Raw genomic sequence first — 21,629 nt, forward strand, 5'->3', positions numbered from 1 at the left:
GGTCTCAGTTCACAGCGGACGTCGCTTCGACATGTCGTGGCAGGGTCACACGGATGCGCGTGCCACGTTGGCTCTTGGTATCGGCCGGGCTGTCGATGGTGATCTGTCCATAATGCTCTTCCACGATGGAATAGACCAGAGCGAGCCCCAGCCCGGTTCCTTCGCCCGGATCCTTGGTGGTGAAGAAGGGTTCGAACAGGCGGTCCATGATGTTTTTCGGAATGCCGCTGCCTTCGTCCTCGACGATCAGGTCCACGGTATGCTCGCTGGCCTCGCTGCGCACGCGCACCGCCGCTCCGGCGGGCGAGGCGTCGCGGGCGTTGGAGAGCAGGTTGATCAGTACCTGGGCAAGGCGCTGGGGGTCGCCTTCGACCCAGTGCTCCGGGTCGCACAGGTTGAAGAACTGTACCTCGAAGTTGCGCCGGTTCAGTGCCAGCAGACCAATGGCGTCCTGTGCCACTTCGGCCAGGCACACCGGCTCGTCGCTGTGCTGGTGGCTGCCGGCATGGGCGAAGCTCATCAGCGACTGGACGATGCGCGAGATGCGCTTGGTCTGTTCGAGGATCTGGCTGCTCAGCTCGGTGATTTCCCCGTCCTCCTCGCGCTCTTCACGCAGGTTCTGCGCCAGGCAGGCGATGCCGGTCACCGGATTGCCGATCTCGTGGGCCACCCCGGCCGCCAGGCGGCCGATGCTGGCCAGGCGTTCGGAGTGCACCAGCTTGTCTTCGAGCATCTGGGTTTCGGTGAGGTCTTCCACCAGCAGTACCAGGCCGCTGTTGCCGGGGGCCAAGGGTTCGTCGATGGCCGCCTTGTGCAGGTTCAGCCAGCGGGTCTGGCCATCCAGCGCCAGGCGTTGCTTGTGCAGGTGCTCGTCGGGCACGTTGATGAAGCCCAGCAGCAGCCCGCGCCATGGCTCGACGATGGTGCTCAGGCGCGAACCGACCACGCGCTTGGCGGGAATCCCGGTCAGCTCCTCCATGGCCTTGTTCCACATGAGGATCTCCTGGTCCTTGGCCAGGGAGCAGACGCCCATCGGCAGTTCCTGCAGGGTCTGCCGGTGATAGCGGCGCAGGGCATCGAGTTCGGCGGCCAGGCCGGTCAGGCGCGAGTGATAGTCCTCAAGGCGGCTTTCGATGAAATGGATGTCCTCGGTCACGTAGTTTTCGCTGCCGGACTTGTAGGGCAGGAAGGTTTCCACCATGTCCTGGGCCACGCTCGGCCCCATCAGGCCCGACAGGTTGGCCTCGATGCGGTCGCGCAGGCGGCGCAGCGCGTAAGGGCGGCGTTCATCGAAGGGCAGGTAGAGGTCGCGCAGCGCCTGCTCGACCTCCTTTTGCGCGGCCTTGGCGCCCAGTGGCTTGGCCAGTTGCGTGGCGAACTCCTGCGGCGAAGCGGCGTGCAGCTCGCGCCGTTGCGGGCGCCGGACGTTATCCACCGCACAGGCTTCGGCAGCGCCGACCTCTTCGGAGCTGGCGTTGGTGAACAGCGAGATCAGGGTGAACAGCAATACGTTGGCGGCCAGCGAGGCGATTGCCGCCATGTGCCAACTGGTGTCGTCGAGCACGTAGATCATGTTCAGCAACGGGATGTAGAAACCCTGCAGGTTGCCGACCAGCGGCAGCAGCATGGTCACCATCCATACCGTGATACCGGCCAGCAGCCCGGCGATGAAGCCGCGCCGGTTGGCGGTCGGCCAATACAGCACCGAGAGCACGCCCGGCAGGAACTGCAGGGTGGCAACGAAGGCAACGATGCCGAGGTTGGCGAGGTCCTGCTGCGCCCCGAGCAACAGGTAGAAACCGAAGCCGGCCGCGATGATGGCGACGATCAGGGCGCGCCGGGTCCATTTCAGCCAGCGATAGATATTGCCTTCGGCGGGCGGCTGGTAGAGGGGCAGCACCAGGTGGTTCAAGGCCATTCCCGAAAGCGCCAGCGTGGTCACGATGATCAATCCGCTGGCGGCCGATAGCCCGCCTATATAGGCCAGCAGGGCCAGGGCCTGGCTGTTGGCGGCGATACCCAGGCCAAGGGTGAAGAACTCTGGATTGGTGCTGGCGCCCAGCTTGAGGCCGGCCCAGAGAATCAGCGGCACCGCCAGGCTCATCAGCAGCAGGAACAGGGGCAGGCCCCAACTGGCGCTGACCAGCGAGCGCGGGTTGAGGTTTTCGGTAAAGGCCATGTGATACATGTGCGGCATCACGATGGCCGAAGCGAAGAACACCAGCAGCAGTGTGCGCCAGGGTCCTTCCTGCAATGGCGTATGCAGAGCGGCGAGGGCGGTCTGGTTCTGCAGCAGCCAGACCTCCAGCTGATGCGGGCCGCCGAACACGCCGTACAGCGCATACAGACCAATCCCGCCAAGCGCCAGGAGCTTGACTACGGATTCGAAGGCAATGGCGAAGACCAGCCCCTCGTGTTTCTCGCGGGTCGCGATGTGCCGCGAGCCGAAGAAGATGGTGAACAGCGTGATCATCGCGCAGAAGGCCAGGGCCACCCGGCTCTTCACCGGTTCGCCGGTAAGGATGCTGATGGAGTCGGCCACTGCCTGGATCTGCAGGGCCAGCAACGGCAGCACACCGATCAGCATGAACACCGTGGTCAGCGCGCCTGCCCAGGTGCTGCGGAAGCGGAAGGCGATCAGGTCGGCCAGGGAGGAGAGCTGGTAGGTGCGGGTGATCTTGAGGATCGGGTAGAGCAGCACCGGCGCGAGCAGGAAGGCACCGGACACGCCGAGGTAGCAGGCGAGGAAACCATAGCCGTATTGGTAGGCCAGGCCGACCGTGCCATAGAAGGCCCAGGCGCTGGCGTAGACACCAAGTGACAGGGTGTAGGTCAGTGGATGACGGATGATCGCCCGGGGGATCATGCCGCGTTCGCTGATCCAGGCCACGCCGAACAGCACCAGCAGGTAGGCGGCGCTGATCAGGATCATCTGGGTCAGGCTAAAGCTCATCGGCATCACGTTGGCTCTGCAGGATAAAGGTCACGACGATCAGGATCAGCCAGAGCAGGTAAGGGCGATACCAGGCACCGGTCGGCTCGATCCACCAGTCCATGATGGCCGGGGAGAACAGGTAGATCCCCACGACCAGAAGCAGGACCAAACGATAGATGTACATGCTGGCCTCGTAGGAATTGCGCGCTGCGAAGTGGATTTATTATTGGCGCAAAACGCGGCTGATGGTAACGGAAGGGCCGGCGCCTGCAAACGGGCCGGCGGACAATACCCAAGGTTTTGAATCTATTGGCCTTTTCGATCTCCGGCAAGCACTCAGTGCAGTTCCGCTTCGGCCAGGGTCAGGCTGCGCGGAATCGCTTGTGCGTTCCAGTGCCGTGCGGCATATGCCAGCACCTCGGCGGGGCGGGCTGCGGCCATGGCGGCGTCGGTAGGCTGGCCCAATGCGCGCAAGGCTCTCAGGATCAGTGGTGCGGCCTGTTCCGCCGGCAGTGGTGCCGAACGGTAGGACTTGCCCAGCTTGTGTCCGTCCGGCTGGACGATAAGCGGGACGTGCAGGTAGCGGGGTTGTGACAGCCCCAGCAACTCCTGGAGATAAAGCTGGCGCGGTGTGTTGTCCAACAGGTCGGCGCCGCGAACGATATCGGTCACGCCCTGCCAGGCATCGTCCAGGACCACCGCCAATTGATAAGCATAGAGACCATCGCGGCGGCGGATGACGAAGTCACCCACTTCCTTGCCCAGATGTTGCTGAAAGTGCCCTTGTACGCGGTCGTCGAAGCTGTAGGTCAGTTCCGGTACGCGGATGCGAATCGCCGCATCTTCCTGAGCGTGCCCGAGATTGCGGCATAGCCCCGGATAGATGCCGTTATAACCTTCCAGCTGTTTGCGCGAACAGGTACAGGCGTAAGCCAGGCCCTGGCGGAACAGGCGGTCGATCACTTCGGCGTAGGCGCCGTGGCGGTCGTGCTGGTAGACCACCTCACCATCCCATTCCAGGCCGTAGTTTTCCAGGGTGTCGAGAATCGCTTTTTGCGCTCCGGGTGCCTCGCGCGGCGGGTCGATATCTTCCATGCGCAGCAGCCACTGGCCGCCGACGGCCCGGGCATCGAGCCAGGAGGCGAGGGCCGCGACCAGCGAGCCGAAATGCAGGAAACCACTGGGAGTGGGGGCGAAGCGCCCGATGTAGCGGGAGTCGGTCATGATCAATGCAGGCTGTATAAATGAAACGGGGCGCATGATGCGCCCCGTCTGCAGGAGTCAGGATCAGCCTTTGCCGATCTGCTTTTCCTTCTTCTCGTCGAGTTCCTTGCAATCGAAGCACAGGTCTGCGGTGGGGCGGGCTTCCAGGCGGCGCAGGCCGATCGGGATGCCGCACGTCTCGCACCAGCCGTACTCGTCGGCCTTGATCTTGTCGAGTGTCTTGTCGATTTTCTTGATCAGCTTGCGCTCGCGGTCGCGGTTGCGCAGCTCCAGGGCGAATTCTTCTTCCTGGCTGGCACGGTCGGCCGGGTCGGGGAAGTTGGCGGCTTCGTCCTTCATGTGGTCCACGGTGCGGTCCACGCTCTGCATCAGTTCAGCTTTCCAGGCGCCGAGCAGTTTGGTGAAGTGAGCCTTCATGGCTTCACCCATGTACTCCTCACCCTTGGTCTCCACATAGGCATCGACACCGTACATGGAATGACCGGCTTTTTGCTTTTCTACGGTGGACATGAATAGACCGCCTCTCACTCATCTGATCCAATGCGCAGGCATGTTTCCATATCCGGCGACCGCCGGCCCTGCGACTGCGAGCCGCCGAACTTACCAGATAGGATCGGGGTGCGCTACTCCCGGTTATCTCCGGTAGGACAGCGGGGTTTATCCATACGTTCACCGCGGCGCGCGGTTAGAATCATCAGTCTAGTCCCGATTGAGAGAAGGCCAATGGCTCAGCCCTACAGTGCGCGCAGTCGCGCCATCGAACCCTTTCACGTGATGGCCCTGCTGGCACGGGCCAATGAATTGCAGGCCGCCGGCAACGATGTCATCCACCTGGAGATCGGCGAGCCGGACTTCACCACCGCTGCGCCCATCGTCGAAGCCGGGCAGGCGGCGCTGGCTGCCGGCCACACCCGTTACACCGCCGCGCGCGGGCTGCCGGCGCTGCGCGAGGCGATCGCCGGGTTCTACGGGCAGCGCTATGGACTGAACATCGATCCGCAGCGGATTCTCATCACCCCTGGCGGCTCCGGCGCGCTGCTGCTGGCCAGCAGCCTGCTGGTGGATCCGGGCAAGCACTGGCTGCTGGCCGATCCAGGGTATCCGTGCAACCGTCATTTCCTGCGCCTGGTCGAGGGCGGTGCGCAACTGGTGCCAGTGGGGCCAGAGGTGAACTATCAGCTCAATGCCGACTTGGTGGAGCGCTACTGGGACCACGATACGGTTGGCGCCCTGGTGGCCTCGCCGGCCAACCCGACCGGTACCGTGCTCGACCGCGAAGCGCTGGCCGGCCTGTCCCGCGCTACCCGTGCGCACAATGGCCACCTGGTGGTGGACGAGATCTATCACGGCCTGACCTACGGGATGGATGCTCCGAGCGCGCTGGAGGTCGACGACCAGGCGTTTATCCTGAACAGTTTCTCAAAATACTTCGGCATGACCGGCTGGCGTCTCGGTTGGCTGGTGGCGCCGCCCGCAGCGATTCCGGAGCTGGAGAAGCTGGCGCAGAACCTCTACATCAGTGCACCCAGCATGGCCCAGCATGCCGCTCTGGCCTGCTTCGAACCGCGCACCATCGAAATCCTCGAAGAGCGCCGCGCCGAGTTTGCCCGCCGTCGTGATTTCCTCCTGCCGGCGCTGCGCGAGCTGGGCTTCGGCATCACCGTGGAGCCGCAGGGCGCTTTCTATCTTTACGCCGATATCAGCAAGTTCGGCGGCGATGCATTCGCTTTCTGCCGGCATTTCCTCGAAACCGAACACATCGCCTTCACCCCGGGTATCGACTTCGGTCGCCATCAGGCCAACCATCATGTGCGTTTCGCCTATACCCAGAGCCTGCCACGCTTGCACGAGGCGGTGGAGCGGATTGCCCGGGGCTTGCGGAGCTGGCAAGGCTGATGGAGTTTTCCCCGTTGCTCGAGCAGGCGCGACTGCTCAAACGCTACAAGCGCTTTCTCGCCGATATCGAATTGCCCAGCGGCGAACGGATGACCATCCACTGTCCGAATACCGGGTCGATGCTCAATTGCATGAAAGAGGGTGGCCAGGTCTGGTTCAGCCGCTCCGGCGATCCCAAGCGCAAGCTGCCGGGAACCTGGGAAATCAGCGAGACGCCCCAAGGGCGCCTGGCTTGCGTGAATACCGGGCGGGCCAATGCGATTGTCGAGGAAGCGCTGCGCGCCGGGGTGATCAGCGAGCTGGCCGGCTTCACCGCCCTGCGCCGCGAGGTGCCCTATGGCGAGGAAAAGAGCCGCATCGACTTCCAGTTGACCTACGACAGCGGATTGGCCTACGTCGAGGTGAAAAGCGTGACCTTAGGCTTCGATGGCTCGACCATCGCGGCCTTTCCTGACGCCGTGACCCAGCGCGGAGCCAAACACCTGCGCGAACTGGCGGCGCTGGCCCGCCAGGGCGTAAGGGCCGTGCAGCTCTACTGCGTGAACCTGGCCGGTGTCGATGCGGTACGTCCGGCGGAGGAAATCGACCCCGGCTACGCCATCGCCTTGCGCGCGGCCGTGCTCGATGGCGTCGAGGTGCTGGCCTACGGTGTCACGCTGGACAACCGCCAGGTGCGCATCGACCGGCCCTTGCCGGTACTGCTCAATCCCTGAGCCAGATGCCCTGGCTGTCCTCGTGGCAGTCCAAGGCTTCCAGTGCCTCGCCAGCGCAGGGGCCGGCAACGCATTCGCCGCTTTCGATCAGGAACAGGGCGCCATGGTGGGCACAGGCGATCAGGCTGGCGCTGCTGTCGAGAAACCCGTCCGGCTGCCAGTTCAGCGCAATACCACGGTGAGGGCAGCGATTGCGGTATAGATAAACCTGGCCGTGGCGGCGAACACCCAGCAGCTCGACGCCTTCATGGTTGAAACCACGGCTCTGGCCTTCGCTCAGTTCGACGCCGCTACATAGAAGGTGCATGGGAAACTCCGTGACGGATTCGGTCGGCTTGACGCCTAAATGCAAATAATTATCAAATTACCGGCTCGGGCCGCGTCGGGCGTCTTTATACCCTGTCCGTGATCCCACTCCCAACCTCATCAACAGGAAGCTGCCTTATGCGCCGATATGCCAGCCTGGTCGCCCTTTGCCTCGGGCTTGTGTTCAACCCGGTGCAAGCCGGGGAGCCGCCCCAACGCTGGGTCAGCGCCGGTGGTGCGCTGAGCGAGTGGATTGTCGAGCTCGGCGCGCAGTCCCGTCTGGTCGGTGTCGATACCACCAGCCAGCACCCTGAACCCTTGAAGGCGCTGCCGAGCATCGGTTATCAACGCCAGCTTTCAGCCGAGGGCGTTTTGAGCCTGCGTCCCGACTTGCTGGCAGGCACCGCCGAAATGGGTCCGCCCCCGGTACTGGCGCAGATCCGCAGCGCCGGCGTGCAGGTCGAGCTGTTTTCCAGCGAGGCCGACCTGGATGCCGTGCATGACAATCTCAAGCACCTGGGGCGGTTGCTGGGCAAGCCTGAACAGGCCGAACAGCGTTTCGTCGATTACCGTCGGCAGCTCGATGCATTGCAGGTGAAGATCAACGCGGCCCGGGCCGCCGAAGATGCCCCGGGGGTCATCCTGCTGGTCGGCCATGCGGGCGCCAGGCCGATGATCGCCGGCAGGGGAACTGCGGGCGACTGGCTGATCGAGCAGGCCGGAGGACGCAACCTGGCGACCAACGACGGTTACAAGAACTTTTCTACCGAGACCCTGGCGGCGCTGAATCCCCAGGTGGTGGTGTTCGCCGACCGCGCGTTGAGCGGTGATGCTGCGCTAGAGGCGCTTATCAAGGAAAACCCGGCCCTGGCATCGTCGCGTGCGGTGCGCATGAAGCGCTTGATCGCTCTTGACCCGACGCTGCTGGTCGGAGGCCTCGGGCCGCGTCTGCCAGCCAGCCTGCAGGCGCTGGCCCAGGTCTTCTATCCGTCGGCCAGCGCCGAGCTCGCGCAATGATCCGACTGGTAACGCCGCGCACGCTGTTTGTAGTACTGGGCCTGGCGTGTCTGCTGGCAGTCTGGTTGTCGCTGGCCCTCGGGCCGGTCAGCCTGCCAATGATGGACACCCTGCGGGCCGGCCTGCGCCTGCTCGGCCTGCCCGTGAACGGCGCGGGCCTGGAACAGGCGGAACTGATCCTTGGGCAGATCCGTCTTCCGCGTACCCTGCTCGGGCTAGCGGTGGGTGCAGTGCTGGCGCTCGCCGGAGTGGCGATGCAGGGGTTGTTTCGCAATCCGCTGGCGGACCCGGGGCTGGTCGGGGTGTCCAGTGGCGCGGCGCTGGGAGCGGCGATTGCCATCGTTGGCAGTGCCTGGGTGGGCGGCATCCCGGAAGCCTTTGCGCCCTATCTATTGTCACTCTGCGCCTTTCTCGGCGGGTTGGGTGTAACCGCGCTGGTCTACCGCCTCGGCCGCAAGGACGGCCAGACCAGTGTTGCCACCATGCTGCTCGCCGGTATTGCCCTGACTGCCCTGGCCAGCTCTGCGGTGGGCCTGTTCACCTATCTGGCCGACGATGCCACCCTGCGCACCCTGACCTTCTGGAACCTGGGCAGCCTCAACGGCGCCAGTTACCAGCGCCTATGGCCGCTGGTGCTGGTGGCGACCGGCGTGGCGCTTTGGCTGCCGCGCCGCGCCGAGGCACTCAATGCCATGCTGCTGGGCGAGTCCGAGGCGCGCCACCTGGGCTTCGAGGTAGAAAAGCTCAAGCGCGAACTGGTCTTCTGCACTGCCCTGGGCGTTGGTGCAGCGGTGGCGGCGGCCGGCCTGATCGGCTTCATCGGCCTTGTCGTGCCCCATCTGATCCGCTTGCTGGCCGGGCCTGACCACCGGGTCCTGCTGCCGGCCTCGCTGCTGGCGGGTGCCTCGCTGCTGTTGTTCGCCGATCTGGCCGCACGCCTGGTGCTGGCGCCGGCCGAGTTGCCGATCGGTATCGTTACCGCCTTCATCGGAGCGCCGTTCTTTTTGTATCTGCTGCTGCGAGGGCGCGCCTGATGCTCCAGGTCCGGGATCTGCAGGTCATTCGCGGGCACACGAGCGTCCTCGACGGCATCACCCTCGATGTGACACCGGGGCAGGTGCTGGGTGTGCTTGGGCCAAATGGCGCGGGAAAGAGCACCTTGCTGGGTGTCCTGTGCGGTGAGCTGGCGCCTCATCGTGGCCGGGTGCTTCTGCATGACCGTCCGCTGGCCGACTGGCCGGGGCCGGAGAGGGCCCGGTGCCTGGCGGTGTTGCCGCAGGTCTCCAGCCTGGGCTTTGCGTTTCGCGTCGAGGAGGTGGTGGGGATGGGCCGTCTGCCCCATCGTACGGGGCAGGCCCGTGATCGGGAGATCGTGATCGAGGCGCTGCAGGCCGCGGACGCGTTGCATCTTGCCGAACGCAGCTACCTGGCGCTGTCAGGTGGCGAACGCCAGCGCGTGCATCTGGCCCGTGTACTGGCGCAGCTTTGGCCTGGCGAACAGGGGCGAACCCTGTTGCTCGATGAGCCGACCTCTGCGCTCGATCCCCTGCACCAGCACACGACGCTTCAAGCCGTGCGCGGTTTCGCCGATCACGGCGGAGCGGTACTGGTTATCCTTCATGACCTGAACCTGGCTGCACGCTATTGTGATCGCATCCTGCTCCTGCAGAACGGTCGGCCCCGTGCCCTCGACACACCCCAGGTGGTGCTGCAGCCGGACGCGCTGAAGGCCGTGTTCGGTCTCGACGTGCTGGTGCAGCCTCATCCCGAGCGGGGGCATCCGCTCATCATTGCCCGATAGGAGTCGTCCATGTCCCTGTCCCGCGTGCTTGGCGTGGTTGTGTTGTTGGCCGGAGGGCTGGCGGGATGTCAGTCCATGCCTGCGTCGCCTGCGTTGCCGCCGCTTCCGGCCTGGCAAAGCCCCGAGGGGCGCGGGCATGCGGAACTGGGGCTGATTCGCGAGATGGCCAGTGGCAAGGCGTTGACCCCGGAGCAATTACTCCAGCGCCTGGCGGGCGTACCGCGGGTCCTGGTCGGTGAGCAGCACGACAACCCCGATCACCATGCCTTGCAACGTTGGTTGTTGCAGGCGCTGAACCAGCGACGGGCGCAAGGCAGCCTGTTGCTGGAAATGCTCGAGCCGGCGCAGCAGGTCAAGGTCGACCTGGTCCGTCAGCAACAGCCTTTGCCGAGCGACCTGGCCAAGGCCATCGACTGGCGCCAGGGCTGGGACTGGACGTTCTACGCGCCGATCGTTCGTGAAGCCTTTGCCAAAGGCTACCCGGTCCTGGCGGCCAATCTCGACCGCGGGGAAATGGCGGCGATCTATCGCAATCCGCCAGACCTCGGTGGCCCGCGCTCTACCACTGCGGCGGTGCGTGATGCGCTGATGGAGGAAGTGCGCGACGGTCACTGCGGCATGCTCCCGGAAAGCCAGTTGCCGTCCATGGTTGCGGTGCAACAGCAGCGTGACCGGCGCATGGCCGAACGTCTGCTTGCTGCCCCGGCACCGAGCCTGCTCCTGGCCGGTGGCTACCATGTGCGCAAGGATGTCGGTGTGCCGCTGCACCTGGCTGATCTCGGTGCGGAGCAGGGTACGCTGGTGCTGATGCTGGCGCAGGTGGGCGAGGACGTGAGCCCGCAGATGGCCGATTTCGTCTGGTACACGGCGGCCCTGCCGAAGAAGGACTACTGCGCCGATCTGCGCTGAGTTCACGATCGAGCAGGCAAAAAAAGACCCGGCAAAGTGCCGGGTCAATAACCGTGATTAGCCTGATGAGGAGATAATCTGAGAGTCCGAACCAGGGGCTTTCAGTTTATCCAACCAGTCTCGCGACCAGTTGTGGTAATCATAACGATTCTCATTTCTATGTCAACGGACCAATCCGAAAAAACTCAGTTTTTTTTCCGCAGGCTGGTCGCGTCCAGTTGTTGATTCAGCGCCTCCTTGCGTTCTGCGGGGATATCGTTCCAGTGCACATCCAGCAACGCGCCTTCAATGGCGTAAAGCAGCACCTTCGATGCCCGGAAGCCCCGTGTGCGTACCGCCCGATAGGCATCCACCGCGCCAAGGCGACGCAGGTCGGATGCGCTGTGGATACCTACCGCGTGCAGCCACTGTGCCGAGGTCTTGCCAAGATTCTTCAGGTGCTGGAGTTCATCGTTCATCAAGCCTCCTTGCGCCGGCTGAACGGGTCTGGTGGAGGAAGTCGCGGAATATCACTCAGCAGTGTAGCGGCACTTGGCAATAACGCGGCTATTTGCCAGTGCCGTTGGGAATGTCGCCCAGGTCGGGCGTCGAGGAGGGCTCAAGGCTTCCGAACAGAGCCTAGCGCGGACGATAACGCATGCGGGTACCGTACTTCACCGACATGAGGATCTCGTCGGCGCTCAGATCAGCCGGAAAATAGGTGCCCGAGATCTGCGCGTGGGCCAGGCTGGCGCCTTCGAGGGGCACATCCCGCAAGTCAAGGCCGCGCAGGTCGGCAGCGCGGAAGTAGGCGTCACGGAAATCGATGCCGCTGGTGTCGAGGTCACGCAGGTCAAGCCCGCGGAAGTCACCCCCGCGGAAATCGATGCTGGCGTCCTTGGGTTTTTCGCGGTTGAAACCCGTGATGTCCTCGTTGCGAATCAATGCAAACAGCGAACTGTCCAGTAGCCGTGGTTGATTCATGATGAGCGCCTCGTGATCGGCCGAAGGAGGTGGCCGGATACTGGCATTATAGTGTCACGCTCTCCGGAAAGCCCCGGAGCAGAGGCGTGAAGTGTGGACTGCTTCACGCCTATGCAGGATTACAAGCCGGGCAGGCGCTGACGGATCTGCTCGATGAGCTTGTCGAGGCTGTCGCTTTCGTTGGTTTCCACGCGCTTGCTGTGCAGTTGCTCTTCGGCATTCAGTGGGTCGCGGCTGACCTGCTGGGCAGCAATGACTTCCAGGGTCGCGTCGGAAGGGTCGGTCCGGTCCGCCTGGCGCTGCGCCAGCCAGCTGGCGATCACCGCATCCGGGGCGTTGCAGTCGAGGATAAGGAAGGGCACCCCGGTCTCGCTGGCGACGTCGGCTGCGGCAGCGCGCTGCGGCTGCTTCAGGTACGTGGCATCGATCACCACCGGGAAGCCGGCGCGCAGGATCATCGCAGCCAGTTGGTGCAGGCGCTCATACGTGGCCTGGCTGGCGTCGCTGCTATAGATGCCGGCTTGCAGTTCGCCAGTCGCCTCGCCGGCCTGCTCTCCGAACATGCGCTTGCGCTCCACGTCCGAGCGCAGGCGGATGGCACCGAGCGCCTCGACCAGACGCATGGCCACATGGCTTTTGCCGACCGCGGAAACGCCGTGGGTGATGGCCAGCAAGCGCGAAGGAATGGCGCTGTAGCTTTCGGCCAGGTTGGCGTAGTTGCGGTACTGACGCAGGGTCGTGGCACGCTGCACGCCGTCGGCATCTGCCGGCATGCTGAACAGGGCGACCTTGGCCCGGACCAGGGCGCGGTAGGCCTTGTAGAAGTTGAGCAGTTCCAGGCCGGCGTAATCGCCGGTCAATTCCAGGTACTGGCTGATGAAGCGCCGCGCCAGGCATTTCAGGCCACGGTCTTCGAGGTCCATTGCCAGGAAGGCTGTGTCGGCGTAGACGTCGGTCAGGCGGAATGGCTCGTTGAATTCGATGCAGTCGAAGATCACCACCTTGCCGTCGATGACGGTTGCGTTGCCCAGGTGGATATCGCCGTGGCACTCACGGATGAATCCTTGTGCCTTGCGCGCTTCCAGCAGCGGGTGCAGGCGGTCGAAATTGCTGCGGGCCCAGGCCTGCAGTGCATCGAGCTGTTGCAGGTCGGCCTTGTCGCTGAGGAAAGGGCGGATCTGTTCGAAGTTCTGTTCCACCGGCGCCATCACGCTTTCCGGCGTGCCCAGCGGGTGTTCGACGGCAACGCGCGGGGCCTGGAGGTGGAATTCGGCAATCTGCCTGGCCATCTGGTCGATATGCGCGGCAGTCAGTTCGCCGTTGGCCTGGAGGGTGCTGAGCATCTGTTCCTGGGGGAACTGGCGCATCTTCAGGGCGAACTCGATCGCTTCGCCTTCGCCGCCGAGCTGCGGGGCCTCGGCGCTGCCGGTGATCGGCAGGACATCCAGGTACAGGCCATCGGTCAGGCGCTTGTTGAGGCGCAATTCTTCGTTGCAGAAGTGCTCGCGACTGGACAGCTCGGTGAAATCGAGAAAGCCGAAATTCATCGGCTTCTTGATCTTGTAGGCGTAATCGCCAGTGAGCACGACCCAGGAAATGTGCGTCTCGATAACCCGGAAATCCTTCACTGGATGCGGGTACAGGGCTGGGTTCTGCAGGGCTGCGATCAAGGCTTGGGTCACGGGCGATCCTTCCGGGGAAAAGGGGATTCTAATCGGTCATTATGGCGGCAAGCATGCCGTCTGGAAACCGCCGGGGGGCGTCTGTCGATGAACGATAAAGTGCGTATAATCCGCGCCCATGACACGTACCCGATCTTCCCGTACCCCCAAAAAACAAGCGTCCAGCCGCTCCCGCGCCTGGCTCGGCTGGGTCATCAAGCTCAGCCTGGTCGGTCTTGTGGTGCTGGCCGGCTTCGCCGTCTATCTCGATGCCGTCGTCCAGGAGAAATTCTCCGGCAAGCGCTGGACCATTCCGGCCAAGGTCTACGCGCGGCCGCTGGAGCTTTTCGTTGGCCAGAAGCTGAGCAGGGACGATTTCCTGGTTGAACTCGACGCCCTTGGCTATCGCCGTGAAAGCGTGGCCAACGGCCCGGGCGCGGCAGCGGTGAACGGCAATACCGTCGACCTGAACACCCGCGGCTTCCAGTTCTATGAAGGCATGGAACCGGCACAGAAGGTTCGCGTGCGCTTCTCCGGCGACTATGTGGCCGGCCTCAGTGCGGCCAACGACGCCAAGCTGGCAGTGGTGCGCCTGGAACCGTTGCTGATCGGCGGCCTGTATCCGAAGAATCTCGAAGACCGCATCCTGATCAAGCTGGACCAGGTGCCGCCGTACCTGCTGGAAACTCTGGTCGCCGTTGAAGACCGCGACTTCTATCACCACTTCGGTGTGTCGCCCAAGTCCATTGCCCGTGCCGTCTGGGTCAATACGTCTTCCGGGGCCATGCGCCAGGGCGGTAGTACCCTGACCCAGCAGTTGGTCAAGAACTTCTTCCTGACCAACGAACGCAGTCTCAGCCGCAAGCTCACCGAAGCCATGATGGCGGTGCTGCTGGAAATGCACTACGACAAGCAGGAAATCCTCGAGGCCTACCTCAACGAGGTCTTCGTCGGCCAGGATGGCCAGCGTGCCGTGCACGGCTTCGGACTGGCCAGCCAGTTCTTCTTCAGCCAGCCGCTGTCGGAGCTGAAGCTGCACCAGGTGGCGTTGCTGGTGGGTATGGTCAAGGGGCCGTCCTACTACAATCCGCGCCGTTATCCCGAGCGTGCCCTGCAGCGGCGCAACCTTGTCCTCGATCTGCTGGCGGAGCAGGGCGTGGCAACGCCGGAAGCGGTGGAAGCAGCGAAGAAAATGCCGCTGGGCGTGACCAAGCGCGGCAGCCTGGCGGACAGCTCGTTCCCCGGCTTCCTCGACCTGGTCAAGCGTCAGCTGCGCCAGGACTATCGCGACGAAGACCTGACCGAAGAAGGCCTGCGCATTTTCACCAGTTTCGACCCGATCCTGCAGATGAAGGCCGAGTCGTCCATGGCCGATACCTTCAAGCGTCTTGCGGGCCGCAAGGGTGCCGACGAGGTGGAAGCGGCGATGGTCGTGACCAACCCTGAAACCGGTGAAGTACAGGCCCTGATCGGCAGCCGCCAGGCCGGTTTCGCCGGCTTCAACCGGGCTATCGACGCAGTGCGTCCGATCGGCTCCCTGGTCAAGCCGGCGGTCTACCTGACGGCGCTGGAGAAACCCAGCCAGTACACCCTGACGAGCTGGGTCCAGGATGAACCCTTCTCGGTCAAGGGCGCCGATGGCCAGGTGTGGAAACCGCAGAACTACGACCGCCGCGCCCATGGCACCATCTACCTGTACCAAGGGCTGGCAAACTCCTACAACCTGTCCACGGCCAAGCTGGGCCTGGAACTGGGTGTGCCGAATGTGCTCAAAACCATCGGGCGCCTGGGGGTCGAGGTCGACTGGCCGGCCTTCCCGTCGATGCTCCTGGGCGCAGGCGGAATGTCACCGATGCAGGTGGCGACCATGTACCAGACCCTGGCCAACGGTGGCTTCAACACACCGATGCGCGGTATCCGCAGTGTGCTGACCGCCGAAGGCGAGCCGCTCAAGCGTTATCCGTTCCAGATCCAGCAGCGTTTCGATCCGGGCTCCATCTATCTGGTGCAGAACGCCATGCAGCGGGTGATGCGCGAAGGTACCGGGCGCTCGGTCTACAGTGTGCTGCCGGCGTCGCTTAACCTGGCGGGCAAGACGGGTACCAGTAACGACTCGCGGGACAGCTGGTTCGCCGGTTTCAGCCAGGACCTGCTGGCAGTGGTCTGGCTCGGTCGTGACGACAACGGCAAGACGCCGTTCACCGGTGCCACCGGCGCCCTGCAGGTGTGGACCAGCTTCATGCGCAAGGCCGACCCGCTGCCGCTGGACATGCCGCAGCCGGACAACGTGGTGCAGGCCTGGGTCGATCCGCATACCGGCCAGGGCTCCGATGCCAGCTGCCCCGGCGCGGTGCAGATGCCTTATATTCGCGGAAGCGAGCCGGCTGCAGGTGCGGCCTGTGGCGGTGAACAGAACCCGGCCGAGTCAGTCATGGACTGGGTCAAGGGCTGGATGAATTGATCGGCGAGAGCCAAGAGGACCTGACGTGAAAAAATGGTGGTTTCCAGCCCTGACGGCGCTGGCCTTGCTAAACGGCTGCGCCACCGTGCAGCGTGGTTCGATCCCGGTGGTGGATTCCGGTACCCGGGTATCCAATAGCGAGCGTGTCCAGGCCAACCGCGGCAATACCGCGCCTGTGCGCAGCGGTACCAGCCAGGCCCAGTCCGTGCCGCAGGACAGCGGTGTGACCGTGATGATCCCGCAAGGCAGCGGCGCGGCGCCAATCCAGACCTTCCCGGCGTCCACCGCGCCGGCCGGAATCAGCACCGGGCCGATTGTCCCGGGGCCGTCGACTTCGCAGCCGTACACGCCGCAAGGCAGTACCAGCACCTACACGATGCCGTCGGCGCCGACCGGTATTCCGCGGGCCAATACCAGCTCGGGTGGCCTGTCGGCCGACGAGCAGCTGGACGGTCCGGTGCTCGCGCTGCTGACCACTGCCCAGCAACAGCAGGGCAGTGGCGACTACAACGGTGCCTCGTCCAGCCTGGAACGCGCCCAGCGCATCGCGCCGCGTGAACCCCAGGTGCTTTATCGACTGGCCCAGGTGCGCCTGGCCCAGGGGGATGCCGCCCAGTCCGAGCAACTGGCGCGTCGTGCAATGACCTATGCGAACGGTCGTCCCGACCTGCAGGCCGGGCTGTGGAACATCATCGCCCAGGCTCGCGACAAGCAGGGTGACGCTGCGGGTGCCGCCCTGGCCCGGCAGAAAGCCCAGGCGCCGCAGTGATGGATCCGCGCATTCTCGATATCGCCGATCATCTGCTGTTGATCGAACGTGAACTGCATGTGCAGGGCTGGTGGAGCGATGAGTCCCCCAGCGTCGAAGCACTGTCCAGCACCGTGCCGTTCGCCGTCGACACCATGGCTTTCGATCAGTGGCTGCAGTGGATTTTCCTGCCGCGCATGAAGGAGATCCTCGAGCGTGGGCTGCCGCTGCCTAACGCGTCGGGGATCCTGGTCATGGCCGAGACGGTCTATGTGGACCGTCCGGAAGAAAGCCGTCAATTGCGCAAGCTGTTGGCCGAGTTCGACCAATTGATCAATCCATCTGCCTGATTTGCCTGCCGTTATCGTCCGGGGCCGCTTTTGCGGCCCCGTTTCGTTGCAGGCAAGGCCGGGCAAACGTTTCCGCCCGGCTGGCAAAGGCGCTGCGGCGGAATTTAAACCGCTAAGTCACTTGACTTGCGCAGTTCGAATCACAACAATCCGAAGTCCGCTGTAGGGGGACTGCCAGAAGCAGACCCGCTAAGCAGATCATGAGGCGCACACCCGCGCCGACCTGTTACACCCCGCAACGCGTTACCTCGCGCTGGGTGGGAAGACCCCGCAACACTTTGGGGCGCTCCCAATACTTGCTCAGTCAGTGCTGACGTAGTGGCATTTTCGTCGCTCATGCTCTGCTTGGCAGTAAACCTATTAAGACCCGTTCCGGAGCGAACGGTATTCTGGCGTTTTAGAGGTGAACAACGTGGAGCTTTTATCCGGCGCTGAAATGGTCGTCCGCTTCTTGCGTGACGAAGGCGTTAAGCACATCTATGGGTACCCTGGCGGTGCTCTCCTTCATGTTTACGATGCCCTGTTCAAGGAACCGGAAGTGAACCACATCCTGGTTCGCCACGAGCAGGCTGCTACCCATATGGCGGACGGCTATGCCCGTGCCACCGGCAAGGCCGGCGTGGTACTGGTAACTTCCGGCCCTGGCGCTACCAATGCCATCACCGGCATTGCCACCGCCTACATGGACTCCATCCCGATGGTCATCCTGTCCGGTCAGGTGCCCAGCACCATGGTCGGTACCGATGCCTTCCAGGAAACCGACATGATCGGTATTTCCCGGCCGATCGTGAAGCACAGCTTCATGATCAAGCACGCCTCGGAAATCCCCGAAGTCCTGAAAAAAGCCTTCTACCTGGCCCAGTCCGGCCGTCCGGGCCCTGTGGTCGTGGACATTCCGAAGGACATGACCAACCCGGCTGAAAAGTTCGAGTACGTCTATCCGAAGAAGGTCAAGCTGCGTTCCTACAGCCCTGCCGTGCGTGGTCACTCCGGCCAGATCCGCAAGGCCGCCGAGATGATCATCGCCGCCAAGCGCCCGATCATCTACGCCGGTGGCGGCGTGATCCTTGGCGGCGGCTCCGAGGCGCTGACCGAGCTGGCACAACTGCTGAACGTTCCGGTCACCAACACCCTGATGGGCCTCGGTGGCTACCCTGGCACCGACCGCCAGTTCCTCGGCATGCTCGGCATGCACGGCAGCTACACCGCCAACGTGGCGATGCACCATGCCGACGTGATCCTGGCTGTCGGCGCGCGCTTCGACGACCGCGTGGTCAATGGCCCGGCCAAGTTCTGCCCGAGCGCCAAGATCATCCACATCGATATCGACCCGGCTTCGATCTCCAAGATGATCAAGGCCGACGTACCGATCGTTGGGCCGGTGGAGAGCGTTCTCACCGAAATGCTCGCCGCAGTTCGCGAGATCGGCGAGAAGCCTGAAAAGGCGGCGATGGATGCATGGTGGAAACAGATCGAAGAATGGCGCGGCGACCGCGGCCTGTTCCCTTACGATAAGGGCGACGGCAGCGTCATCAAGCCACAGACCGTGATCGAGACCCTGTGCGAAGTCACCAAGGGCGATGCTTTCGTCACCTCCGACGTGGGCCAGCACCAGATGTTCGCGGCGCAGTACTACCGCTTCAACAAGCCGAACCGCTGGATCAACTCCGGCGGCCTGGGCACCATGGGCTTCGGTTTCCCGGCGGCCATGGGCGTCAAGCTGAACTTCCCGGAAGCAGACGTAGCCTGCGTTACCGGCGAAGGCAGCATCCAGATGAACATCCAGGAACTGTCGACCTGCCTGCAGTACGACCTGCCGGTGAAGATCGTCAACCTGAACAACGGTGTGCTGGGGATGGTTCGCCAGTGGCAGGACATGTCCTACAACAGCCGTCACTCCCATTCGTACATGGAATCGCTGCCTGACTTCGTCAAGCTGGCCGAGGCCTATGGTCATGTGGGTATCCGCATCACCAGCCTGAAGGACCTCAAGCCCAAGCTCGAAGAAGCCTTTGCCCTCAAGGATCGTCTGGTGTTCATCGATATCCAGGTCGATAACAGCGAGCACGTCTATCCGATGCAGATCAAGGATGGTTCGATGCGCGACATGTGGCTGAGCAAGACGGAGCGGACCTGATATGCGGCACATTATTTCCCTGCTGTTGGAAAACGAACCCGGTGCCCTGTCCCGCGTCGTCGGCTTGTTCTCGCAACGCAACTACAACATCGAAAGCCTGACCGTGGCGCCAACCGAAGACCCGACCCTGTCGCGTCTGACGCTGACCACTGTCGGCCATGATGAGGTGATCGAGCAGATCACCAAGAACCTGAACAAACTGGTTGAGGTGGTCAAGCTGGTCGACCTGTCGGAAAGTGCTCATATCGAGCGCGAACTGATGCTGGTCAAGGTGAAGGCCACTGGCGCCCAGCGTGCCGAGATCAAGCGCACCACCGATATCTTCCGTGGGCAGATCGTCGACGTCAGCGCCAGTGTTTACACCGTGCAGCTGAGCGGCACCAGCGACAAGCTCGACAGCTTCATTCAGGCTATCGGCACTGCGTCCATCCTGGAAACCGTGCGTAGCGGTGTCACCGGGATTGCCCGTGGCGACAAAGTGCTGAGCATCTAACTCTACGAAATTAGCGAATGGCCTGAACAAGGCCGAGATAACAGGGGTATTTCATGAAAGTTTTCTACGATAAAGACTGCGATCTGTCGATCATCCAGGGCAAGAAGGTTGCCATCATCGGTTACGGCTCCCAGGGTCACGCCCAGGCGTGCAACCTGAAGGACTCCGGTGTGGATGTCACCGTCGGTCTGCGTAAGGGTTCGGCTACCGTTGCCAAGGCTGAAGCCCACGGCCTGAAAGTTGCTGACGTCGCTACCGCCGTCGCCGCTGCCGACCTGGTCATGATCCTGACCCCGGACGAATTCCAGGGCACCCTGTACAAGAACGAAATCGAGCCGAACATCAAGAAGGGCGCTACCCTGGCCTTCTCCCACGGCTTCTCGATCCACTACAACCAGGTCGTCCCTCGCGCCGACCTGGACGTGATCATGATCGCGCCGAAGGCTCCAGGCCACACCGTTCGCTCCGAGTTCGTCAAGGGCGGTGGTATCCCTGACCTGATCGCCGTTTACCAGGACGCTTCGGGCAACGCCAAGAACGTCGCCCTGTCCTACGCCGCTGGCGTTGGTGGCGGCCGTACCGGCATCATCGAAACCACCTTCAAGGACGAGACCGAAACCGACCTGTTCGGTGAGCAGGCCGTTCTGTGCGGCGGTACCGTCGAGCTGGTCAAGGCCGGTTTCGAAACCCTGGTCGAAGCTGGCTATGCGCCGGAAATGGCCTACTTCGAGTGCCTGCACGAACTGAAACTGATCGTCGACCTCATGTACGAAGGCGGTATCGCCAACATGAACTACTCGATCTCCAACAACGCCGAGTACGGTGAGTACGTCACCGGTCCGGAAGTCATCAACGAAGAATCCCGCAAGGCCATGCGCAACGCTCTGAAGCGCATCCAGGACGGCGAGTACGCGAAGATGTTCATCTCCGAAGGTGCCACCAACTACCCATCGATGACCGCCAAGCGCCGCAACAACGCTGCCCACGGCATCGAGATCATCGGCGAGCAACTGCGTTCGATGATGCCTTGGATCTCGGCGAACAAGATCGTCGACAAAACCAAGAACTGATTGGTTTCGAGCGAATGAAAACGCGGCTTCGGCCGCGTTTTTTCATTTCGGGGGTCAGCTTCTGGTATAAGCTTTCCATCCGTTTGTCGGCGAACCCTCGCCGCGAACCTTTGTCGAAACTTTCCAAACCGTTGCAAGGTAATCTCAATGAGCGAACGTCCCGAAGAGCCGAACAAGGCCTCTGACGCCGAAAGCCTGCTACCGATCGATGAGCATGTCGAAGAAGGACATGACGCCGAAGGACGCAAAGTCCGTCACCGCGGCATCTATCTGCTGCCTAACCTGTTCACTACCGCGAACCTGTTCGCCGGTTTCTATTCCATCATCAACTCGATGAGCGCCCAGAGCGCCTTGAGTGCCGGTGACCCGAAGGAGGCGAGCAAGTACTTCGCCTTCGCCGCCATCGCCATTTTCGTGGCCATGGTGCTCGATGGCCTGGATGGCCGTGTTGCGCGCATGACCAATACCCAGAGCGCTTTCGGTGCCGAGTACGACTCCCTGTCCGACATGGTCGCCTTTGGCGTTGCGCCGGCATTGCTGGCCTTTGGCTGGGCGCTGGGTGACATGGGCAAGGTCGGCTGGATGGTCGCCTTCATCTATGTCGCTGGCGCTGCATTGCGTCTGGCGCGCTTCAATACCCAGGTCGGCAAGGCCGACAAGCGCTACTTCATCGGCCTGGCCAGTCCGGCTGCGGCGGGTGTGGTGGCAGGAACTGTCTGGGCGTTCAGCGATTTCGGCATCCAGGGTTCCAAGCTTTCATTCCTGGTGGCCTTGCTGGTGGCCGGCGCGGGCATGCTGATGGTCAGCAACATCAAGTACAACAGCTTCAAGGAACTGGACCTCAAGGGGCGTGTGCCGTTCGTGGCCATCCTTGCCGTGGTGCTGGTGTTTGCGGTTGTCTTCAGCGATCCGCCGCGCATCCTCCTGCTGGTGTTCCTTGCCTAT

The 21,629-nt window shown here is 63.0% G+C and carries 21 protein-coding genes (1 of these 21 running past the window's edge); 13 read left to right on the plus strand and 8 right to left on the minus strand.

Annotated elements, in window-relative coordinates; translation table 11 throughout:
* Nucleotides 1-4: 4 nt before the first annotated feature.
* The 4 genes from ACPFMA_RS04200 to dksA all read right to left on the minus strand — a co-directional run bounded on the left by ACPFMA_RS04200 (nucleotide 5) and on the right by dksA (nucleotide 4,669).
* Nucleotides 5-2,959 (minus strand): sensor histidine kinase, encoded by a 2,955-nt coding sequence (locus ACPFMA_RS04200; RefSeq protein WP_167654042.1) that lies wholly within the window; start codon nucleotides 2,957-2,959, stop codon nucleotides 5-7.
* A complete protein-coding gene (locus tag ACPFMA_RS04205) occupies nucleotides 2,943-3,119 on the minus strand; it encodes a hypothetical protein (protein ID WP_003250005.1) in 177 nt (58 codons plus the stop codon). The genes ACPFMA_RS04200 and ACPFMA_RS04205 overlap by 17 nt, the downstream gene beginning before the upstream one ends.
* Before the next feature lie 152 nt (nucleotides 3,120-3,271).
* Nucleotides 3,272-4,159, minus strand: coding sequence for a tRNA glutamyl-Q(34) synthetase GluQRS (gene gluQRS, locus ACPFMA_RS04210; protein WP_420059070.1), 888 nt, complete (start codon nucleotides 4,157-4,159; stop codon nucleotides 3,272-3,274).
* 63 nt (nucleotides 4,160-4,222) lie between these two features.
* Nucleotides 4,223-4,669, minus strand: coding sequence for an RNA polymerase-binding protein DksA (gene dksA / locus ACPFMA_RS04215; RefSeq protein WP_064303378.1), 447 nt, complete (start codon nucleotides 4,667-4,669; stop codon nucleotides 4,223-4,225).
* Nucleotides 4,670-4,882: 213 nt separating this feature from the next.
* On the opposite strand from dksA, the gene ACPFMA_RS04220 reads away from it, so the two are divergent.
* Nucleotides 4,883-6,055 carry a pyridoxal phosphate-dependent aminotransferase gene (locus ACPFMA_RS04220; protein WP_420059069.1) on the plus strand — a complete coding sequence of 391 codons (1,173 nt, stop codon included), beginning with the start codon at nucleotides 4,883-4,885 and terminating at the stop codon, nucleotides 6,053-6,055.
* Nucleotides 6,055-6,768, plus strand: a complete 714-nt coding sequence (gene sfsA, locus ACPFMA_RS04225) for a DNA/RNA nuclease SfsA (RefSeq protein WP_064303380.1) — start codon at nucleotides 6,055-6,057, stop codon at nucleotides 6,766-6,768. Before ACPFMA_RS04220 ends, sfsA begins: the two co-directional genes overlap by 1 nt.
* Here the strand turns inward: sfsA and ACPFMA_RS04230 are convergent.
* Nucleotides 6,758-7,075, minus strand: a complete 318-nt coding sequence (locus ACPFMA_RS04230; RefSeq protein WP_064303381.1) for a Rieske (2Fe-2S) protein — start codon at nucleotides 7,073-7,075, stop codon at nucleotides 6,758-6,760. The genes sfsA and ACPFMA_RS04230 overlap by 11 nt on opposite strands.
* A gap of 137 nt (nucleotides 7,076-7,212) precedes the next feature.
* On the opposite strand from ACPFMA_RS04230, the gene ACPFMA_RS04235 reads away from it, so the two are divergent.
* The 4 genes from ACPFMA_RS04235 to ACPFMA_RS04250 are packed head-to-tail and all read left to right on the plus strand — an operon-like array spanning nucleotide 7,213 to nucleotide 10,801.
* Nucleotides 7,213-8,091 (plus strand): heme/hemin ABC transporter substrate-binding protein, encoded by an 879-nt coding sequence (locus ACPFMA_RS04235; protein ID WP_425929730.1) that lies wholly within the window; start codon nucleotides 7,213-7,215, stop codon nucleotides 8,089-8,091.
* Nucleotides 8,092-8,141: 50 nt separating this feature from the next.
* Nucleotides 8,142-9,125, plus strand: coding sequence for a FecCD family ABC transporter permease (locus ACPFMA_RS04240; RefSeq protein WP_167654043.1), 984 nt, complete (start codon nucleotides 8,142-8,144; stop codon nucleotides 9,123-9,125).
* Nucleotides 9,126-9,151: 26 nt separating this feature from the next.
* Entirely contained in the window at nucleotides 9,152-9,892 is a 741-nt protein-coding gene (locus tag ACPFMA_RS04245) for a heme ABC transporter ATP-binding protein (RefSeq protein WP_425930568.1), read from the plus strand.
* A 9-nt stretch (nucleotides 9,893-9,901) separates the two neighbouring features.
* Entirely contained in the window at nucleotides 9,902-10,801 is a 900-nt protein-coding gene (locus ACPFMA_RS04250; protein ID WP_420059067.1) for a ChaN family lipoprotein, read from the plus strand.
* A 185-nt stretch (nucleotides 10,802-10,986) separates the two neighbouring features.
* Here the strand turns inward: ACPFMA_RS04250 and ACPFMA_RS04255 are convergent, their stop codons facing one another.
* The 3 genes from ACPFMA_RS04255 to ACPFMA_RS04265 form a co-directional block, all read right to left on the minus strand.
* Nucleotides 10,987-11,259, minus strand: coding sequence for a TfoX/Sxy family protein (locus ACPFMA_RS04255; RefSeq protein WP_009398805.1), 273 nt, complete (start codon nucleotides 11,257-11,259; stop codon nucleotides 10,987-10,989).
* 160 nt (nucleotides 11,260-11,419) lie between these two features.
* A complete protein-coding gene (locus ACPFMA_RS04260) occupies nucleotides 11,420-11,764 on the minus strand; it encodes a pentapeptide repeat-containing protein (protein WP_009398806.1) in 345 nt (114 codons plus the stop codon).
* A gap of 119 nt (nucleotides 11,765-11,883) precedes the next feature.
* Nucleotides 11,884-13,446, minus strand: a complete 1,563-nt coding sequence (locus ACPFMA_RS04265) for an AAA family ATPase (RefSeq protein ID WP_420059066.1) — start codon at nucleotides 13,444-13,446, stop codon at nucleotides 11,884-11,886.
* 118 nt (nucleotides 13,447-13,564) lie between these two features.
* Here ACPFMA_RS04265 and mrcB point away from each other — a divergent pair, with 118 nt between their 5' ends.
* From mrcB to pssA, 7 genes are all read left to right on the plus strand, one after another.
* The gene (gene mrcB, locus ACPFMA_RS04270; protein WP_009398810.1) at nucleotides 13,565-15,886 is read left to right on the plus strand and encodes a penicillin-binding protein 1B; all 2,322 of its coding nucleotides are present in this window, start codon (nucleotides 13,565-13,567) and stop codon (nucleotides 15,884-15,886) included.
* A gap of 25 nt (nucleotides 15,887-15,911) precedes the next feature.
* Nucleotides 15,912-16,655 carry a tetratricopeptide repeat protein gene (locus tag ACPFMA_RS04275; protein WP_009398813.1) on the plus strand — a complete coding sequence of 248 codons (744 nt, stop codon included), beginning with the start codon at nucleotides 15,912-15,914 and terminating at the stop codon, nucleotides 16,653-16,655.
* Entirely contained in the window at nucleotides 16,655-16,984 is a 330-nt protein-coding gene (locus ACPFMA_RS04280) for a YqcC family protein (protein WP_064303387.1), read from the plus strand. The genes ACPFMA_RS04275 and ACPFMA_RS04280 overlap by 1 nt, the downstream gene beginning before the upstream one ends.
* Before the next feature lie 412 nt (nucleotides 16,985-17,396).
* Nucleotides 17,397-19,121 carry an acetolactate synthase 3 large subunit gene (locus ACPFMA_RS04285; RefSeq protein WP_009398816.1) on the plus strand — a complete coding sequence of 575 codons (1,725 nt, stop codon included), beginning with the start codon at nucleotides 17,397-17,399 and terminating at the stop codon, nucleotides 19,119-19,121.
* Nucleotide 19,122: 1 nt separating this feature from the next.
* On the plus strand, nucleotides 19,123-19,614 hold the full coding sequence (ilvN, locus tag ACPFMA_RS04290; RefSeq protein ID WP_008096911.1) for an acetolactate synthase small subunit: 492 nt from the start codon (nucleotides 19,123-19,125) through the stop codon (nucleotides 19,612-19,614).
* A gap of 53 nt (nucleotides 19,615-19,667) precedes the next feature.
* A complete protein-coding gene (ilvC, locus tag ACPFMA_RS04295; RefSeq protein WP_009398817.1) occupies nucleotides 19,668-20,684 on the plus strand; it encodes a ketol-acid reductoisomerase in 1,017 nt (338 codons plus the stop codon).
* Between the two features lie 147 nt (nucleotides 20,685-20,831).
* A protein-coding gene (pssA, locus tag ACPFMA_RS04300) for a CDP-diacylglycerol--serine O-phosphatidyltransferase (protein ID WP_420059064.1) crosses the window boundary here: on the plus strand, nucleotides 20,832-21,629 show its 5' portion. The gene runs 60 nt beyond the window's last position; 798 of the gene's 858 nt are visible here — the first part of the coding sequence; the start codon lies at nucleotides 20,832-20,834; its stop codon lies off the right edge, out of view.

The organism is Pseudomonas sp. NyZ201 (assembly GCF_049860765.1).
Lineage (GTDB): Bacteria > Pseudomonadota > Gammaproteobacteria > Pseudomonadales > Pseudomonadaceae > Aquipseudomonas > Aquipseudomonas bharatica.

What these genes read in the sequence shown, in the direction of transcription:
- ACPFMA_RS04250 (WP_420059067.1), top strand. Translation starts at nt 9,902, where the DNA reads ATGTCCCTGTCCCGCGTGCTTGGCGTGGTTGTGTTGTTGGCCGGAGGG.
- gluQRS (WP_420059070.1), bottom strand. Translation starts at nt 4,159, where the DNA reads ATGACCGACTCCCGCTACATCGGGCGCTTCGCCCCCACTCCCAGTGGT.
- ACPFMA_RS04235 (WP_425929730.1), top strand. Translation starts at nt 7,213, where the DNA reads ATGCGCCGATATGCCAGCCTGGTCGCCCTTTGCCTCGGGCTTGTGTTC.
- ACPFMA_RS04280 (WP_064303387.1), top strand. Translation starts at nt 16,655, where the DNA reads ATGGATCCGCGCATTCTCGATATCGCCGATCATCTGCTGTTGATCGAA.
- ACPFMA_RS04260 (WP_009398806.1), bottom strand. Translation starts at nt 11,764, where the DNA reads ATGAATCAACCACGGCTACTGGACAGTTCGCTGTTTGCATTGATTCGC.
- ilvN (WP_008096911.1), top strand. Translation starts at nt 19,123, where the DNA reads ATGCGGCACATTATTTCCCTGCTGTTGGAAAACGAACCCGGTGCCCTG.
- mrcB (WP_009398810.1), top strand. Translation starts at nt 13,565, where the DNA reads ATGACACGTACCCGATCTTCCCGTACCCCCAAAAAACAAGCGTCCAGC.
- ACPFMA_RS04200 (WP_167654042.1), bottom strand. Translation starts at nt 2,959, where the DNA reads ATGCCGATGAGCTTTAGCCTGACCCAGATGATCCTGATCAGCGCCGCC.
- dksA (WP_064303378.1), bottom strand. Translation starts at nt 4,669, where the DNA reads ATGTCCACCGTAGAAAAGCAAAAAGCCGGTCATTCCATGTACGGTGTC.
- sfsA (WP_064303380.1), top strand. Translation starts at nt 6,055, where the DNA reads ATGGAGTTTTCCCCGTTGCTCGAGCAGGCGCGACTGCTCAAACGCTAC.
- ACPFMA_RS04220 (WP_420059069.1), top strand. Translation starts at nt 4,883, where the DNA reads ATGGCTCAGCCCTACAGTGCGCGCAGTCGCGCCATCGAACCCTTTCAC.
- ilvC (WP_009398817.1), top strand. Translation starts at nt 19,668, where the DNA reads ATGAAAGTTTTCTACGATAAAGACTGCGATCTGTCGATCATCCAGGGC.
- ACPFMA_RS04230 (WP_064303381.1), bottom strand. Translation starts at nt 7,075, where the DNA reads ATGCACCTTCTATGTAGCGGCGTCGAACTGAGCGAAGGCCAGAGCCGT.
- ACPFMA_RS04255 (WP_009398805.1), bottom strand. Translation starts at nt 11,259, where the DNA reads ATGAACGATGAACTCCAGCACCTGAAGAATCTTGGCAAGACCTCGGCA.
- ACPFMA_RS04205 (WP_003250005.1), bottom strand. Translation starts at nt 3,119, where the DNA reads ATGTACATCTATCGTTTGGTCCTGCTTCTGGTCGTGGGGATCTACCTG.